Consider the following 16,461-nt stretch of genomic DNA (forward strand, 5'->3'; position numbering starts at 1 on the left):
AAAACGGTTCCCTTTGCGTAAGCAGGGGGAACCATACGGAGGGGGTCAATAAATAAGAATTCTTTCAATACGAACCTCTTCTAATCGAGACACGAAAGATCACACAAAATGGAACTCCGGTGCGGCGAACAACAGACGACATACGCTACGGAATAGTTTCGATGCGGATTTAGGATTAGAAAGCGCTTCGAGCCCCCCCGCTTTCTCCGCTGCTTTTACGAGAGTGCGAATTTTATCTTCAGGAAGCGCAGCGTCGTAATAGTCTAAAATCGCTCTCACGGCGCTTTCTACATCGCTCGGGTTCGCCTCTTTGATTCTTCCTGCAATAAATTCGGAAAGGCGAGGGTCGTTTTCGTCTCCGAAAAAGTGCTCCGCTGTGCGAATGCGCTCCATCATCGCACCCGATTCAATCCACGCATGTCCCCACTCCCATCCTCCTACGTCGGGTGGATACAGCAGTAGCATTCCTTGGATTTGCATCGAAAAAATCAACAGGTGACCCACAGCGACCAAAATCGGATTCGGGGGGGTGAACGGAGTCGCATCGGGTTTTCGCAAAAACGACATGAGAGGCGAGATGTCTACTTGTCGAAGCAGTGCGATGCTGAAATCTACAGGGCTCTTTATTTTCGTCCGCACGCACTTCGAACTCCAAAACTCGTCCGTCTCGACAATCGCCTCGAGTACCTTCTTAATCTCGTATTTTCCATCGAAATACGCGCGTTCCAATTTTTCTTGAACATGTTTCTCCGGATTAGGATAGGCAAACCATTCCCACAATTTACGCGTGATGTTGTTTGCTGTTTTCGGATGTTCCGCCAAAATATCGAGAACTTGCCCCCCGTCGAAATTTGCTTTTTTCCCCAAAATCGTTTTTTCATCGTTGTCATGCGCTTCGGGATTCACGGCGAAATGCGTAATCGAACGCCCTTGCAAAACCGCTTCGCGCACTTGTTCCTCGATGGATTGTGCGAAGCCAGGAGACACCGTATAGAAAATAAACCATCCCGTAAATGCGCGCGCTACTTCTTTCACGTCATTTTCTGTGTAATTTCCTATTCCCAAAGTAAACAATTCCAAAAGTTCACGCGAAAAATTTTCATTCGGATTTTTTTTGACATTCGTATCGTTATCGAGCCAACGCATCATCGCAGGATTACGACTGATTGCTCCTAACAACGTGCGAAAATTTCCATTCGCGTGCTGAAGAAGCGTTTCCAGATACTGCAGCATCATCGGTCCGAAATCCACCTTCGCACCGCTTACGGCGAAATGGTCGTGCCAAAAAAGAGCGAGTTTATGCTGTAAAGGTCTTTGCGTGAGAACCATTCTCACAGCCCACCAGGCGGCAATCTTATAAGGGTCGAGCGCTAAAGTCTTTTTGTCTTGCTGTACGACGAATTCCCATGGGCTCACTTCGAAGGGTTCTTCTATTTTTTCGTAATGAATCAGGCGCTCGATCGCAGCATCCAAACTGTATTTGCTATATTTTTCGACTTCGAGTTTGCCTGCCCCTAATCCAAAGCGGCGAAGCAGATGCGCAATTTTTTCTTTCGTGTCCATGTTCACCTCTTTATTCGATTATCGCAAATTCCGGTCTCGGAAATGAATCGCTCAATAAGGGTCATCAGTAAAAACTTATACGCGAGGATACGGTCTTTTCGGCTCGCTGATACTCGGCTCGAGAACATATTCCGGCAAAAGAAGTTCCGGTTCGATGGGCTCAAGCGAAGAAAACAAATGCCCTGCATTCTCTGGTAAAGGATAAACGGGGTGGGCAAAAATAGAACCGTATCCTATTGCGTTTTCGAGCCTCGGGTCGTCTTCCGAAACGAGAATAGGGGGGGAACCGCGATGTTCTCTCAAGAGATATTTATTCTTTCTGCAAGGGATGGCGACCGGTAATGTATTCGGAGGGGGGGCAATCAAGTCGAACGCAGAAAGCCCAGCCGTCTTCTTGCCCAAAGCATAGGCAAGGCATTTTGCAATCGTAACTCCCACCTTCGCACCTGTAAAAGACCCAGGACCTACGTCCGCCGCGAAAAGTTCGATTTCGGAAAGTTCGAGGCCGTGTTTTTCGAGCAATGCTTTCAAGATTCCCAGAGACGTTGCACTGCCCGCATGCGGTGCGTAGCGACTTTCTCCACCGAGGAACTCTTCGTCCTGAAAAATCGCCGCCCCAGCAAAAGGGGAACTACAACCGACCACAGCCCAGAGCATTTTGTATAATGTTATTGTATTCTCTTCCTGGCTCGCTTGGGGGAAGACGAGAGGTGAACGATATGAGACGAAGTTGGATATTGTTCATTGCTGCTACGGCTCTTATAGGATGCGGAGGCGAAAAGGTTTTATTGCGTTTGAATTTGAAGGAGGGTCAGCAATTCAAGTTGCGCTATCTCTTCGAATCTACGAAGTCGAGTTCAGGAGTAATAGAGTTCACTACTTTGTGGAAGGTCATCAAAGCCCAAAACAAAGAGTATACGCTGCGCATGTCGGTTGAAGACATTCAAATTGCAGGAGTTCCCCCTCATGCTTTAGAACCCATCAAAAAAATGACTTTCACAAGCGTGATCGACGAATACGGGAAGTCGAAGTCGAAACGAGTGGAGAATGCCCCCCCTGGTTTTTCCGATTCGCAACCTTTTCAAGAAGAGGACATATTTACTTTGTATCCGAAACACGAAGTAAGCCCAGGAGATTCCTGGAGCGAGGAAGTCTCCATTCAGGGGGAGAAATTAAAAATCGAAGTTCACTTCGAGGGCGTAAAAAAAATAGAAGGTAAGGATACATATTATTTCGTTCTCGAATTGGCAGAAGAGCACCCTGATATCAAATTTACGGAACCAGTACGATTATGGATAGATCGTAAAGATGGGTTTGTGGAGAGAATGCATTGTCGTATAGAAGATACTTCGAAGGGAGAGGGAGTCAAAATTACAGCAGAACGATTGTAATTTTCTAAGGTTTTAGTTTTGGGGTTATGTTTGGAGTTTTAGGGTGAGATTAAGAGATGAAACATAGGAGGTAATATAGATGTTGCGAAAATGGCTTCTATTCGTAATTCCCTTATTGCTCTTGACCGTATGCGGTGGCGAAAAGGCTCTACTGGCGTTCGAATTTGAAGCAAAGGCAACTAATCAAGCAGAATATAATATGAAGTTGAAATCTGAATTTACAATGAGTTCATGTAAAATTTATTTTTCAACTCAATGGAGATTATTGTTGTGCTATTTTTCATTTTAATCGAATACACTTTCACAAAATGGAGGTTGAAACTTGGCAATAACAAAATTATGCGTCCATAACTTCAAGTCTTTCGCAGACCTTGAACTGGACATGGAACGACCAATAACAGTTCTCATTGGTGCAAACGCATCTGGAAAAAGCAACGTACTGAGTGCATTTCAATTTCTCCGAGATATAAGACGCTTTGGCTTACGCGACGCTATATCAATTCAAGGAGGTATCGAGTTCTTGCGAAATATCCATCTTGCTTCAACCGAAGACTTTAGTATGCGAGTAACCGCCAAACCGAACAAACCACAAACAAGGGTGAGGATGAGAACTAGATCGGTACACGCTACCTATCATACGCTGGAGTATGAATTCGTCATTAGCTTTCATGGATACCGTAGTGGGTACAAGATAATTAAAGATTCGATTTCTGCACACTGCGACTTTATACTTAGGTCAGGAGAAATGTATAAAGGAATACTTGAAATTTCAAGATTCGATAATAAGGTTAAAACGAACCTAACACCAGCACCTGAGCTTGAACAGCATACCGATGCTCTAAGATACATCCGAAATTATTTACTTGAAACATTGTACATACCTTTCCCAAGAAAATCACTGTTATTGGAAAGTTTCATACCAAATTTTTTCTTTGGCCCAGATTTTGATGCTTTTTTTGATCAGCTCAAATCCTTTGATTTCGATCCCAAGAAATCAAAGAAAGCATCACATGTCGTAGGTCGTGCAACCCTAAATGAAGATGGTAGCAATCTTTCGGTGATACTTCATAGAATTTTCTCTTCCCGAAGAGAAAAGGCAAAATTCTCAAAGTATTTGTCATATTTATTGCCCTTTGTAAAAGGCTTAAGAGTGTCTTCTTTCCCGGATAAATCTTTATTACTAGTAATGAAAGAAAAATACTATGAAAATCGCTTCCTTCCAGGTTTCGCGTTATCGGATGGGACTTTAAGCGCTGTCTGTCTAATTACAGCACTTTTTTTTGATGAATCATCAACACTCCTAATTGAAGAACCAGACAGAAATATTCATCCATCATTGATTGGAAAGTTGCATAAATTGTTTCAGGAGGCATCAGAGTTTAAGCAGATACTAATTACTACTCATAACCCATTATCATTACGACAAGTTGAATTGCGCGATATTCGCCTTATTAGTCGTGATGCTAATGGTTTATCGCGAATTTCAAGACCTTCTGAGAATGAAGAAGTTAAAGAGTTTCTAAAAAACGACATTGGGATAGATGAGATTTTCGTAAACAATTTATTTCAAGATGAATGAAAATGGCGGGGCTCATTATTTTTTGTGAAGGACAGGACGACCAGACCTTTGTTGAACGGATCTTAAAACCATATTTCAAAAATGGTTTCGGTTATGTAGGATGTATACAATACAGGGGACGAACAAAAAAAGATACAAACAACCTTATCTCAAGGCTCCATGGAGCTGGTTATCAAATCTTATTTCTTGTAGATCATGATAATTCTAGGTGTATAAGAGAAACTATCCAAAAAATTTTAAACATTTACACAGAACTCAAAAAGGCATCCATAATTGTTGTTCAGAAATCAATTGAAGCTTGGTATTGCGCAGGAGCCACAAAAAATATCTGCAATAAGTATTCTATTCCTGAAAGAACAGAAACGATAGACAAAAGTAAATTTAGAAGATTATGTAAACAGCATCGAAGTACTTCATTAATTTTGATGCAAGAGATTTTAAATAATTATTCAATCGAACAGGCTTTATGTCGAAATACATCTTTTGCTAGAATTAAAAAATTATGCAAATGAGTTTCTAGGTAAGTTCTTAAGGCTATTCTCAAGAGATGTAGTTGACAACTTCCTTCTTTCCGTCCCATCCCCCATGGCAAATTCACGCATGGAGGTGCGAATGAAAGAAACAGACTTGCGAATCGCCGCCGCGAAGTTGGGTCCGGGGTTTCGGGGTCAACGGGAGACCCTTACCGACGAGGAAAGAACACAGGCGGCGAAAGAACTTTTGAGCGAGTGGGAAAAGAATGCGCTCGGAAATCCGCCTGCGTATCTCGTGGCACTTGCGAACGGAGAACAACCAATTTGGCATGACCGAAAGGCGAAACTTTTCGAAATCGGCGAATACACGGATAAATCGCTCACGGCGCGTCAAGAAGACCTCGTCCGTTTGGCGCAAAACTTTTCGTTTCCCGTTCCCGTGCTCATCGAGCACACAGAGACGCCATTACGTTTGGGATATTTGACAGACGTGATTGCGGCGGGAGCGGAACTTTTCGGAACGCTCTCCCTAACGAAAGAAGCGGATGAATTATTAGAAGCGAACGGTGCGAAATCGCTTTCCGTGAGTGTGAGTCCCGATTTGAAAGAAATTTACGAAGTGAGCATCGTGGCGAATCCGCGCATCGAAAGTGCGCGACTTTTTTGCAAAGATTTTCGCGCGACATCCGAAAGGAATCTTTTTTGGATGCGCGAAGCGGAACGTTTACAGAAAGAGTTGACTTTTCAATCTCTCGAGACTCGATTAGAGGAATATCTGCGCAAAGGCGTTCTCCCACCTGCCGCAAAGGAAGCGGCGAGAGATTTGCTTTTCACGGCACGCGCGAACGGATGGGAAGAAAAAGTGGTTCGTTTGTTGGATTCGCTTCCGAAATTCGTTTCGTTCGGTGAACTCGCACCATCGAGTGCATCGCACGTTCCCGATTTAGAACCGGAGGAAAAAGAATTCTATGCGCAGCATTTTCCGAATCTGGATTTGAAAGAGATTGCAAGAAGGAAGGTGAAATAACGATATGGCTGCATTGACGAAAGCATACGAAGCATTCGAAAAACCTTCGATTTTAGTGCTTTACAAAATGGCAGGAAACACGACGATTTATAAAGGCGCTTTAGTCGGAGTGAACGGCGGAGGTTATGCCGTACCGATGGATCATTCCGTAGCTAATTTGACCTTTATCGGCATCGCACAGGAAACCGTTCAAAACACTGGCTCAGATGGCGACAGATCCATTCGCGTCGTGAAATCGGGAAGCGGTGTTTTTGCGGATTTAGGAATTCAATCGCAATCGAACATCGGCAAAGAGGTTTATGCGAAAACGGATAACGAGGTTCAAGTTGCGACTACGGGTTTGACGAACTTGTACAAAGTCGGGCGAATCGTCGCGTTAGAGACGACATCGTTAGGCGCGAACGGTTATCGCATTCGCATCGACGGATATGCGAATTAAAAAACATTTCGAAAAATAAGGAGGAAAACCTTTGGCAATTACGAAAAGTGATATTCCCAGTCTTTTACTGCCCGGTCTGAAAACTGAATTCGATTTAGCGTATCGTCAGCGTGTAGACAACGGTATTGCTTTGCAATTGGCAACGTTGATTACGACGACGATTCCCTCTCAGAAATACGCATGGTTAGGCAACACACCTGTGATGCGCGAGTTTCTCGACGAGCGAAGACCTACGGGTTTGAATGAATACAACTACACCATCGAAGACAAAACGTTCGAAGCGAGCATCGCGGTGGACCGTAAAGCTATCGAAGACGATCAATACGATTTGATTCGTTTGCGCATACGCGATTTGGCGGAAAGAGTGGCAGAACATCAGCACAAAATCGTGGTCGAAGCGTTGGCGAACGGTTTCACTGCACTCGGTTACGATGGTGTTTCTTTTTTCAATTCAGCACACACGACATCGCCCGGTTCTACGTATAGCAATCGAACGAATGTCGCGTTGGATGCAACGAGTCTTGCAAATGCAATCAATAACATGATGCTCGTTCCCGACGAGAGAGGAGAACCGCTTGGAATCGTACCGGACACCCTTTTGGTTGGACCGAAATTGCAATGGACTGCATCGGAGTTAGTGGAAAGTCCCGTCGTGGTTTACAAGGGAAACACTACGGACACGTCTCCGAGTACGCCTTACAAAAACGTGTTCGAAGGGAAACTGCGATTGATTGTTTCACCCTATCTGCGCGGGACTTTCGACGATTATTGGTTCGTGTTGGATACGACTCGCGCAGTGCGCGCAATCATTTTACAGCAACGAAGCGATGTTCCCGTCGAATTCAGCGCGTTGGACAATTCCGGACAAAGCGATTCCTCGTGGTGGCACGATCGTTTTTACTATGGCGTTCGTGCGAGATACAACGTAGGATACGGTCTTTGGCAAACGGCGTACGGTTCGATTCTATAAGGAGGTCGAATTTGAACACGATGGATCTTCTAACGGTATTGTTATCACTCGGCGTCGGGGGGGTTGTCGGAGCGATTGCTGCTGCCGCTTTGGCAATGCTTCGCGTAAAGTCTGCTTTCGAGACGTTTTCTCGCGTTTTTCGCGAATACATTTCTGGCAAGAATGACAAGGCGAGCCTCGAGATTCGAGGATATTTCGAGTCGTTGTCGGAAGAAATTCTCACTGCGACGAACGCGATGGAGCGTCTTCGGAGGGCACTAAAACGGAAGTAACGACATGGATGGAGGTGCTCACGATCGTGGGCACCTTCGTCACGGCATCGGTATGGATGATGCGCACGAGCATGTTGCAGCAGCGTTCGATTGCGGAGCGTTTCATCCGCCATTTAGAAGAAATGCTCGAAAAGCAACAGGAAGAGAATCGGTTGCATCGTTCTGCTTTGAAAACATTAGCGGGGGCGGTGCGACACAATTCTCGACTCATGCGCAAACTTTTGGCAAAGGACCTAAATCATGGCGTTGAACGTAACACGAGAAACGATAAAAAAGAAATGCCGTATTAGCGTTTCCGATTTCGATTCAGAAATCGATGCGTTGATATCGGAGCAATTACCTGTTATCGAATTCGCGATTTTGCAGGAACATATCGACGATACGGGAAACGTCGGTTTGCAAGCGACGCTCAATTTAGGTGCTGCGGAAGTTATCGCGGGAGAATTTTTAGCGCAAGCACACCGTGAGCCCGGCGCCAGCGAGAGTTTGTATTTCGCAGAAGTGAGTTTCGGCACTCGCCCCCCTTCCGGCTTCGGAGCGACGATAGCGGACCCGTTCGGTTTAAAAGAGCAAGGGTGGAAGCGATTAGCGCCGTATTTAAAGCCGCAGGTGCGAAGTCATTTAGCGACGGATACTTCGATCCGTTCGAAAACGAGCAAATTGGATGAAGAAGAAATCACAAGGTGGTGATTATTTCGGGGGGGGCTTCTACCCCCTCCGTAAGGTTCCCCCTGGACTCATAGGGGGAACCGGTTGCCTTTTTAAAAACTACATACACAAAGATTCATTCGGGGATTGGTAGAAGATTCGAAGAAAAAAGTTGAAGAAAATTTTTCGAAAAATAAGGAGTTACAAATGGTAGAAGTTCAATATCGAGCGCGAAGGACGATTTTGAGACATGCGGACACATTCACGGTCAGCGGCAACTCACGCAAAGGAATCTTTGCGATGATTACACCGGGTCGTGCGAAAGTATATGTGCCTTCGTCCTTAGTGGATAGCGCGAGCCGCCCGATTTATTTGATTATCGTTCCCGACGATGATACGACCGTTCCGACCGACACGATTTCGTGGGCTGGCAAGACGCTCACGATTCTAAAGATTATCGAGGAGCGTTTGCGCGGGGAGTTAGTTTTCAAGATGATCATCGCACATGGGTAAGTGCAAGTTAGCGACTGTGGAAGGCTTTTACCCGGGCGACCGCATACGAGAGTATTCCCATTGCGAGGGATTGCGAATTGCTAAAAGGGCTTTGGATCCCACACCAATTTGAGTCTTTTTCATCTTTAAATATCGCGAGAAGTCATAATTATCATTTAAATCTCGGACCCGAAGGGGGTCAAGCGACAAGAAGTGAGGTGACATCAAATGCCAAGGTATGTTCAACTGGGAAAAGTCCCTAAGAAAAGGCACATCCAATTCCGTAAGTCCGATGGCGGTCTCTATTACGAACAGGTGATGGGTGTGCACGGATTTAGCGGTATCGAAAGCATCCTTTATCACATCAATTTGCCGACGCGAGTGACGAAGTGGGAACCGAAAGGGAACGTCGCCCCAGTGTTTTTAGAGCATGAACCGCTTCATCACAGGCATTTAAAGACGCGAATGCTAAAACCTTGCGGCGACCCTATCACTGGGCGCATCCCGCTTATGGGAAACGAAGATGCGATTTGGCAACAGGCAGTGGTAGCGGACCAAATGGATTATTTTTATAAAAACGCAGATGGGGACGAACTTATTTTTATGCATGACGGAAGCGGCGTTTTGGAATCCATGTTCGGGAACATCGCGTACGGACCTGGGGATTACCTCGTCATTCCTCGCGGGACGATCTATCGCATCGAAATGAAAGAGGTTCCGCAAAGAATGATAGTGATCCAAGCATCGTCCCACATCGAAATTCCCAAACGGTATCGCAACGAATACGGTCAATTATTGGAACATGCGCCGTATTGCGAAAGAGACATCCGCCCCCCCTCTGAACTCGTTACACATGACGAAAAGGGGACTTACAAAGTATTGGTGCGTGCACGTGGAGAATTGACCGAATACACTTACGACTATCATCCCTTCGATGTCGTAGGGTGGGACGGTTATGTGTACCCGTGGGCATTCAACATTAACGACTTTCAGCCCATCGTCGGCACGGTTCATATGCCCCCCCCGACGCACCAAACGTTCCAAGCCAATAACTTCGTCGTTTGCTCGTTTTGCCCGAGACCATTAGATTTTCATCCCGAAGCAGTTCCAGTACCCTATGTCCATTCGAATGTAGACAGTGACGAGGTTTTGTATTACGTGAATGGAAACTTCGGTTCACGAAGAGGAATCGAGGAAGGCAGCATTACGCTGCATCCTCTCGGAATTCCGCACGGTCCACAACCAGGCGTTACGGAAGCGAGTCTCGGTGCGAAACGAACCGAGGAACTCGCTGTAATGATGGATACGTTTCGCCCTCTGAAATTGACGCGTGAGGCGCTTCAAATCGAGGACGAAACGTATTGGAAGAGTTGGAGACTCGATTTATGAGCCTCTTACTGCTCATAAAGGATTCCCGGCTGATTGCATAGACAGCATTTTCTGTCGATCCAGATTGGGGGGTCAAGTTGCGGTCCTAAGCAGAGGATTACGTTGTGCTCCTCTGTAAACCACCAGTACTTTCTTCGCATGACACCACAGTATCGTGTCTTCGTTGTGTCCCAGGTACAAACCGCTTCACTATCACAATAATAGTGAGTGCAAAGAACGTACTCTGCATCGGGAGGTATATTTCGGCAAGCGGGGAGGTCTCCGCAACTGTTCGAAAAGTCCCAGCAGGGAGTTCCGCTTGCAATCTGCCATGCTAAGAAGCTTACGATTGCAGCAAGTGTTATGTATTTCATTGTTTTTTTCTCCTTTTCATAGATTGAATTTAGACATGGTTAAAAATTCGACCAAAACGATGCATTCGGACACGGGAAAAGTTCTGGATTCGCAAAGAACTTTTCCATTTGCGCACAATTGATACGACCGACTGCTCCGTTCTCCCTCAAGAACAAGTAGAAGCGTCTTTCACCCGTAGTGAATGCTGCTAAAACAGTTGCGTGATTTTGGTCGTGTGCGATTGGGTACATATCACGCCGCTGTTCATAACATTCCTTATCATTTTTCAACAGTTCTCCAGCCCAACCTTTGAAATTCGCGTGCAGATAATAATCCGGATTTTTCGGGTCGTCGTTTATGGGACATTTAGGCACTTTGAATCCAAAATAGGGCAATAAGCCTTTCGAATATAAGGTATTGGGGGGATAATCCACATAATCGTTCTTATAGAGCATCATCGCTTCGCCTATTTGTTTGAGATTCGAGATGCACACTGTCGATTTCGCTCGATTGATTGCCTTCGTGATAACACCGAACAAAAGAACAGCCAATGCGAGAACGATGCTAATGCTGACCAAAAGTTCCGCAATCGTAAAAGCATATTTTCGGTTTTTCATGGTTTCCTCCTTTTGAATTCCGCCACAGATAGAAAAATTGCTAACATGAGGGTAATAAAAAGAAGTCCTAAATGACGAGTAGGAGCGAATGGGCTCCATTCGGTGGTGGGGCGAATGACTGCTTCTTCATACGCCACGTAAGAGGCGATTCCTAAAAGAATTAGCCATATCCATACCAGCGAAGGGCGACGCAGTTCAGGTTTAGTTTTTGCTAACCATAAATGAAGGAGACCCAACAAAACTCCAAGTACCCATCCGATAAGAACGGGTGTCATCCATATCCAACGGCTTTCCTCAAAGTGATCGAATGTTCCTTCACGAATAAAGTCTGCTCGGAAATTGAAGACAACGAAAAGCGTTATGAATATTCCGAACAAAGCCAAGTAGATGCCTTGAATCCCTAAACGTGCAACCGCATACGAAGAAATCGCAAAGAGCGGTACGGCGAGCCACCTCGCCCAAAATATAATTCGTCCTCGCCAAATATCATTCTGAACATGAACTCCGAACAAAGTAAGCGAATCCAAAAATTGCAGGGCTAACAGGGGAAGTGCAACGGCTATCACGACAAGATAAGCCGCGTCTACCCAATCCATCTCTTTTTTCAGCGATTCCTTTCTATGTAAAGATTTCTGTTTGGTACTGAGTGTACGAACTTGTTTCATTTCCACACCTCCTTAGAAGCAATCAAAGCGCGTTGAAAAGATTCCGAGGGGGGCTGAATGTAAATATATTTTCCGGAAGAGTCCAAGCAATACAGCCTCGGATAAAAAAAGACATTCCACTCGGGAACAATCTTAGAAGTTCCCTCTAAAATCATAATGGGCGAATAGGTTTTCGAAAGATCTGCGATGGTTTCTTCATCGAGTTCGTCTACGATTATTGCGATTTTCAAAATTCCTTCTGGAAGTTGCGCTGATTGGAGTGTTTCGAGTTTTGCGCGATTGCAGTCCGAACAATCACTCAGAAGAAGAACCGCAGCACCTTTCGATTCGGATAAAAAAGTCAGATGCTCGATCGACTTCGCCTTCGTCCCTAAAGAGGGGTCATTCGTGGCTTGCGCAGTGTATCCTGGCGTATATTCCGCAGGTTTGTACGATTGTTGAAACACCGGGATAAGCCAATAGGCAAAGACAAAAATGGCAGTGAACATCATAAATGTTACTTTCGATACAAAAGCGAATTGCGTTTGTTCGCTGCGAGTTTCAATCTTCGAAATCATAATGTCTTATCCTTAAAAGCAAATTTTCGAGACAATACCTTTCGTACGCTAACAAAATCTTCATCCGTTAGAGAAAGCCCGTTCCCCAAAACACGATAATTGCTCCCATCGCTGAGAACGAATGTCGGGCAAGTAGTAACACCGTAAGATGAGGCGATGGAGCGATTGAGGTCTGCTTCCACTTTGCGTTTCAAGTGGTGAGTTATTTGAAATTCCTGCGCATCGCCATCACTTCCCGCGTAATAAATTTTAGCGTTGCTCACGAGATCTGCGCCCAGAGTCTCTACTGCCTGCGCACAACCTCCGCAGCCACAAAAGAAGGCGATGACTTCTTTCGGCTCTGTAAGATTTGCTTGCTCCTGCCTGCTGCAGGAAGCAATCATTCCTACGAGGAACATCATCAAAAGAAAAAAGATTATATATCGGACACTTCTCATCCCAATTTCCGCTTGTGATATGCAAGAAATATGCCAAAAGATGGATGTAAAGATAAAATAAGGCAAAATTGCTATGAGACACGGAATGGAGAAATAGTGGCACGTTCCCAAGCAGTCTTTGACAAGAAAGAAATTGCTAAGGCAGAGTGACTCAATTAGATCACAGATAGAAACACGGGGGGGTTCCAAGATGAAGACGTATTCCTTACGTGGTTCAGACAAGCCCTCAACAAGGAACGAGACTCGCCTACCTAAGAAAGAATTTTATAACCCATCAGTGCAAGGATAAGCAGATTTAAAAAAGGCGCTTCGTGCCAAAATTTCAGTGTGCGATATGTTTTGAGCATAGGCATGGAAGTGCATGCCGAATTGCTTACCCGGACGAAGATGTTCTGCCGATGTACGAACGCATTCGGCGGCGAGGTCAATACGCGCATCTGTCCGGTCTGCTTGGGGTTGCCAGGTTCTCTGCCCGTTATCAACAAAAAGGCAGTGGAATACGTTCTAAAGACAGCACTCGCCCTAAACTGCCAAATCGCTCGAAGAAGCCTCTTTCACCGAAAAAATTATTTTTATCCTGACTTACCGAAAGGCTATCAGATTTCCCAGTACGGAGAAACGAATCCCATCGGCTACTCCGGGTGGCTGGACATCCCTATCCGTTCGGAGGAGAATCGAATTCGTGAAGAAGAACACGCTGGGCGAAAAGGCGAACCTCCCGTACCCAAAGGGATGAAGCGCGTTCGCATTCGCCGCGTGCACTTGGAAGAAGACACTGGGAAACTGCTCCATCTTCCCGGTGGAGGTAGCGGAGTGGATTACAACCGCTCTGGTGTTCCCCTGATGGAAATCGTTACGGATTTCCCCCCCGATATGCACAGCGCAGAAGAAGCGAAAGAGTATTTACAAATGCTCCGTTTGACGTTAATTTATTTAGGAGTTTGCGATGGAAAAATGGAGCAAGGCAGTTTACGTTGCGAGCCGAACATTTCGATTGCTCCGGAAGGAAGCGAAGCGTTAGGAGTTAAAACGGAATTAAAAAACCTCAGTTCCTTTCGTGCGGTGATGCTCGGAATTCAACACGAGGCAGAAAGAATGCGTCGTGCTTTGGAGACGGGGCATTCCTTGAAACAAGAGACTCGCGGCTGGGACGAAGAGCGCGAAACGAGTTACGTGATGCGCACCAAAGAATACGAAGAGGATTATCGTTATTTCGTAGACCCGGATTTGCCTCCTATGGAGTTTTCGGAAGAAACCATCGAACAGCTTCGCGCATCTCTTCCGGAACTGCCTATGGAAAAACGAAGGAGATATATCGAAGATTTGAAACTCTCGGAATACGACGCCGGACTTTTGATCGAGGAACCGGCTTGGGCGAATTTTTTCGACGAATCGGTAAAGTTAGGGGGGGCACCCAAAGCCGTATGCAATTGGATGAACGGCGATTTTGCTCGGCTTTTGAACGAGCATCGGCAGACTGTCGAAAGCACAAAAATCACTCCTTCGCATATCGTAGATTTAGTAAAACTTATCGAATCGAATCGCATCAGCGGAAAAGTCGGAAAAGAAGTATTCGAACAATCTTTTATGACCGGCAAAATGCCATCGCAAATCGTTGAAGAGAGGGGTTTGGTAAAAATTTCGGATGAATCTGCTCTCGTCGCTATTGTGAGGGAGGTTTTAGCGGAAAACTCGGATGTAGTTGAGAAGTACCGTTCGGGTAAGATCGGGGTTAAGGGTTTTTTGGTTGGTCAAGTTATGAAAAAAACGAACGGTCGAGCCGACCCGGAAATCGTGAATCGAATTTTAGAAGAGGAATTAGCGAAATGAAATTCTTTATTCTCGCAGTGACTTTTTTGTTCACAATTTATGGAAATGCGCAAAATAGCCGCGAGCGCGCGGATGCCATTTACGAACACTATATAGATAGGCTCTACGAGCTCGTTGATATTAATTTCCACGGAGGAGATTTTTATGAAGTCATTCGCTTGCAGACCGTCTTGAAAGGAATTTATCCAGACGACGCTCAACTCAACCAAGACTACGTTTGGATGTTAGGGAATGTCGACCAACACGAGGATGCACTTCGCGAAGCGATTGACTTCCGCAAAAAGCATCCCGAAGTTCTGGACGGATATTTGACGGAGGCGATGATTTATCGAACTCGCAATCTTCCTCAACGAATTCCTGCGCTTTTAGAGCCGATACTCGATAAAGCAGACCACCAAAACTATTTCGTACTCCTCGCCTGGGCTTACGAAAAAATGGGCTTGCTCAAAGAGGCGATACGAATACACGAACTCCGCGTGAAAAGAAACCTCGGAGCAGAGACCGCCACAATGAACATCCAGCGCATTAAGGAAAAAATCAATCAAATGAAAGAGCAGTAGGCTTTTAACCTCGCTCGTAGGGCAAAAGTATACGTACCGAACGGAATTGGCTCAAGGAAACGAGAAAGGTCTTATAAAATCTGAAGTAAAATTAATAAGCATTCCTATGCCAAGGAGGGCATACGATGAGTAAGAATATCCTTACACCTTTAGACATCGAAAAGAAAGAGTTCAGTATTGGCTTTCGTGGATATAACACGGCGGAAGTTCGCGCTTTTTTAGAACTTGTTGCTGTAGAACTCGAATCTTGCATGAAGGAAAATAAAACCCTGCGAGAGAAACTGGCGACAATCGAAACAGAGCACAGGCAACTGAAAGAATTGGAAGATCAGATTCAGAAAACTTTGCTTTTGGCACAATCCGCCGCCGAGGAGACGAAACAAAACGCTCGCCAAGAAGCAACTCTTCTTTTGCGAGAGGCGGAAATGGAAAGGGCGCGAATCGTATCCGAAATCGAACGATTGAAAAGCGAACGCGATGCATTCGTCGCCCAACTTCTTTCGCTGGTGGAATCCTTCCGCGCTAAATTTTCCGAGTCTTCGTCTTTCTTTTCGAAAGCGGTGGTCGAAGAACAAGCGAAGTGAGCGGTTCGAAATCCACGACACGCATCGAGGTGAAAGTAACCCCGAGAGCGAAATCGAATCGTTGGGAATGGCGTGAGAATCGCCTTCATCTCTACGTAACATCCCCACCTGTAGAAGGCAAGGCAAACGAGGAATGCATTCGACTGCTCAGTGAGGCATTAGGTATTCCCAGACGTACGATTCATATTGCGAGAGGTGCAAAATCTCGGGAAAAGGTTTTTACGATAGAGGGATTGACCTTCGAGGATATCAAAGAGAGATTAGATTTATCTTGAACACCATCGGTATTTAACTTTGATTATCACGCATTCGTCTGCGATTGGCGGACGAAGTTGATTCGCAAGTCGCTGATGATACTTTGCGTGGTGCGTTTGTCGGCGTCATCCAATTTAGGCTCTAAAATCTCGGCGAGTTTCGCTGCGATGTCAATGGCAATTTTCGCTTGCCCCAAATCTTTCTCGATTTTATGCGTCAATGGGTCAGGATGAAGACCCAACTTCTGCCATGCAACCCCAATGAACTGCTCAAGGCTGATTGCTACGAGCGCATAAACATCTATAGGCTCGTTCGGAGTCTCTTTCGATTCGGTTTGCCCTTCCGTACTCTCTGTTTTTTCGTTATCCGCCATTTCTCCA

At 45.5% G+C, this 16,461-nt stretch carries 23 protein-coding genes; 15 read left to right on the plus strand and 8 right to left on the minus strand.

The features are described from left to right. Positions 1-99: 99 nt before the first annotated feature. A complete protein-coding gene (locus tag VNK96_01880) occupies positions 100-1,563 on the minus strand; it encodes a DUF1800 domain-containing protein (protein ID HWP30464.1) in 1,464 nt (487 codons plus the stop codon). A 75-nt stretch (positions 1,564-1,638) separates the two neighbouring features. Next, a complete protein-coding gene (locus VNK96_01885; protein ID HWP30465.1) occupies positions 1,639-2,220 on the minus strand; it encodes a hypothetical protein in 582 nt (193 codons plus the stop codon). Between the two features lie 62 nt (positions 2,221-2,282). On the opposite strand from VNK96_01885, the gene VNK96_01890 reads away from it, so the two are divergent. The 11 genes from VNK96_01890 to VNK96_01940 all read left to right on the plus strand — a co-directional run bounded on the left by VNK96_01890 (position 2,283) and on the right by VNK96_01940 (position 10,243). Further along, entirely contained in the window at positions 2,283-2,954 is a 672-nt protein-coding gene (locus VNK96_01890) for a hypothetical protein (GenBank protein HWP30466.1), read from the plus strand. Positions 2,955-3,276: 322 nt separating this feature from the next. After that, positions 3,277-4,533 (plus strand): AAA family ATPase, encoded by a 1,257-nt coding sequence (locus VNK96_01895; GenBank protein ID HWP30467.1) that lies wholly within the window; start codon positions 3,277-3,279, stop codon positions 4,531-4,533. 2 nt (positions 4,534-4,535) lie between these two features. Continuing rightward, complete coding sequence (locus tag VNK96_01900; GenBank protein HWP30468.1) at positions 4,536-5,045, plus strand: hypothetical protein; 510 nt, start codon at positions 4,536-4,538, stop codon at positions 5,043-5,045. A 100-nt stretch (positions 5,046-5,145) separates the two neighbouring features. Beyond that, the gene (locus tag VNK96_01905; protein HWP30469.1) at positions 5,146-6,033 is read left to right on the plus strand and encodes a hypothetical protein; all 888 of its coding nucleotides are present in this window, start codon (positions 5,146-5,148) and stop codon (positions 6,031-6,033) included. A gap of 4 nt (positions 6,034-6,037) precedes the next feature. Beyond that, a complete protein-coding gene (locus VNK96_01910; GenBank protein ID HWP30470.1) occupies positions 6,038-6,472 on the plus strand; it encodes a hypothetical protein in 435 nt (144 codons plus the stop codon). Positions 6,473-6,503: 31 nt separating this feature from the next. After that, positions 6,504-7,442 (plus strand): Mu-like prophage major head subunit gpT family protein, encoded by a 939-nt coding sequence (locus tag VNK96_01915; protein HWP30471.1) that lies wholly within the window; start codon positions 6,504-6,506, stop codon positions 7,440-7,442. Between the two features lie 20 nt (positions 7,443-7,462). Further along, positions 7,463-7,714: a hypothetical protein gene (locus tag VNK96_01920; GenBank protein ID HWP30472.1), complete on the plus strand. Its 252-nt coding sequence runs from the start codon at positions 7,463-7,465 to the stop codon at positions 7,712-7,714. An 8-nt stretch (positions 7,715-7,722) separates the two neighbouring features. After that, entirely contained in the window at positions 7,723-8,004 is a 282-nt protein-coding gene (locus VNK96_01925; GenBank protein ID HWP30473.1) for a hypothetical protein, read from the plus strand. Continuing rightward, complete coding sequence (locus VNK96_01930) at positions 7,955-8,404, plus strand: hypothetical protein (GenBank protein ID HWP30474.1); 450 nt, start codon at positions 7,955-7,957, stop codon at positions 8,402-8,404. The genes VNK96_01925 and VNK96_01930 overlap by 50 nt, the downstream gene beginning before the upstream one ends. 165 nt (positions 8,405-8,569) lie before the next feature. Further along, complete coding sequence (locus VNK96_01935; protein ID HWP30475.1) at positions 8,570-8,875, plus strand: hypothetical protein; 306 nt, start codon at positions 8,570-8,572, stop codon at positions 8,873-8,875. Positions 8,876-9,082: 207 nt separating this feature from the next. Then, positions 9,083-10,243: a homogentisate 1,2-dioxygenase gene (locus tag VNK96_01940; GenBank protein ID HWP30476.1), complete on the plus strand. Its 1,161-nt coding sequence runs from the start codon at positions 9,083-9,085 to the stop codon at positions 10,241-10,243. 5 nt (positions 10,244-10,248) lie between these two features. Here the strand turns inward: VNK96_01940 and VNK96_01945 are convergent, their stop codons facing one another. The 5 genes from VNK96_01945 to VNK96_01965 are packed head-to-tail and all read right to left on the minus strand — an operon-like array spanning position 10,249 to position 12,852. Then, positions 10,249-10,596, minus strand: coding sequence for a hypothetical protein (locus VNK96_01945; GenBank protein HWP30477.1), 348 nt, complete (start codon positions 10,594-10,596; stop codon positions 10,249-10,251). A gap of 39 nt (positions 10,597-10,635) precedes the next feature. Beyond that, on the minus strand, positions 10,636-11,193 hold the full coding sequence (locus tag VNK96_01950) for a type II secretion system protein (GenBank protein ID HWP30478.1): 558 nt from the start codon (positions 11,191-11,193) through the stop codon (positions 10,636-10,638). Then, positions 11,190-11,858, minus strand: a complete 669-nt coding sequence (locus tag VNK96_01955; protein HWP30479.1) for a hypothetical protein — start codon at positions 11,856-11,858, stop codon at positions 11,190-11,192. The genes VNK96_01950 and VNK96_01955 overlap by 4 nt, the downstream gene beginning before the upstream one ends. Beyond that, the gene (locus VNK96_01960) at positions 11,855-12,415 is read right to left on the minus strand and encodes a hypothetical protein (GenBank protein HWP30480.1); all 561 of its coding nucleotides are present in this window, start codon (positions 12,413-12,415) and stop codon (positions 11,855-11,857) included. Before VNK96_01960 ends, VNK96_01955 begins: the two co-directional genes overlap by 4 nt. Next, a complete protein-coding gene (locus tag VNK96_01965) occupies positions 12,412-12,852 on the minus strand; it encodes a hypothetical protein (GenBank protein HWP30481.1) in 441 nt (146 codons plus the stop codon). The genes VNK96_01960 and VNK96_01965 overlap by 4 nt, the downstream gene beginning before the upstream one ends. 327 nt (positions 12,853-13,179) lie before the next feature. Here VNK96_01965 and gatB point away from each other — a divergent pair, with 327 nt between their 5' ends. The 4 genes from gatB to VNK96_01985 all read left to right on the plus strand — a co-directional run bounded on the left by gatB (position 13,180) and on the right by VNK96_01985 (position 16,101). After that, positions 13,180-14,682 carry an Asp-tRNA(Asn)/Glu-tRNA(Gln) amidotransferase subunit GatB gene (gatB, locus tag VNK96_01970; GenBank protein ID HWP30482.1) on the plus strand — a complete coding sequence of 501 codons (1,503 nt, stop codon included), beginning with the start codon at positions 13,180-13,182 and terminating at the stop codon, positions 14,680-14,682. Then, complete coding sequence (locus VNK96_01975) at positions 14,679-15,242, plus strand: hypothetical protein (GenBank protein ID HWP30483.1); 564 nt, start codon at positions 14,679-14,681, stop codon at positions 15,240-15,242. The genes gatB and VNK96_01975 overlap by 4 nt, the downstream gene beginning before the upstream one ends. 125 nt (positions 15,243-15,367) lie before the next feature. Beyond that, entirely contained in the window at positions 15,368-15,826 is a 459-nt protein-coding gene (locus VNK96_01980; protein ID HWP30484.1) for a DivIVA domain-containing protein, read from the plus strand. After that, positions 15,823-16,101 carry a DUF167 domain-containing protein gene (locus tag VNK96_01985; protein HWP30485.1) on the plus strand — a complete coding sequence of 93 codons (279 nt, stop codon included), beginning with the start codon at positions 15,823-15,825 and terminating at the stop codon, positions 16,099-16,101. The genes VNK96_01980 and VNK96_01985 overlap by 4 nt, the downstream gene beginning before the upstream one ends. Before the next feature lie 26 nt (positions 16,102-16,127). On the opposite strand, the gene VNK96_01990 is transcribed toward VNK96_01985, so the two are convergent. After that, positions 16,128-16,454, minus strand: coding sequence for a DUF1844 domain-containing protein (locus tag VNK96_01990; protein HWP30486.1), 327 nt, complete (start codon positions 16,452-16,454; stop codon positions 16,128-16,130). Positions 16,455-16,461 lie beyond the last annotated feature (7 nt).

The sequence above is a fragment of the Fimbriimonadales bacterium genome, from assembly GCA_035559795.1.
Taxonomy (GTDB): Bacteria; Armatimonadota; Fimbriimonadia; order Fimbriimonadales; family ATM1; genus DATMAR01.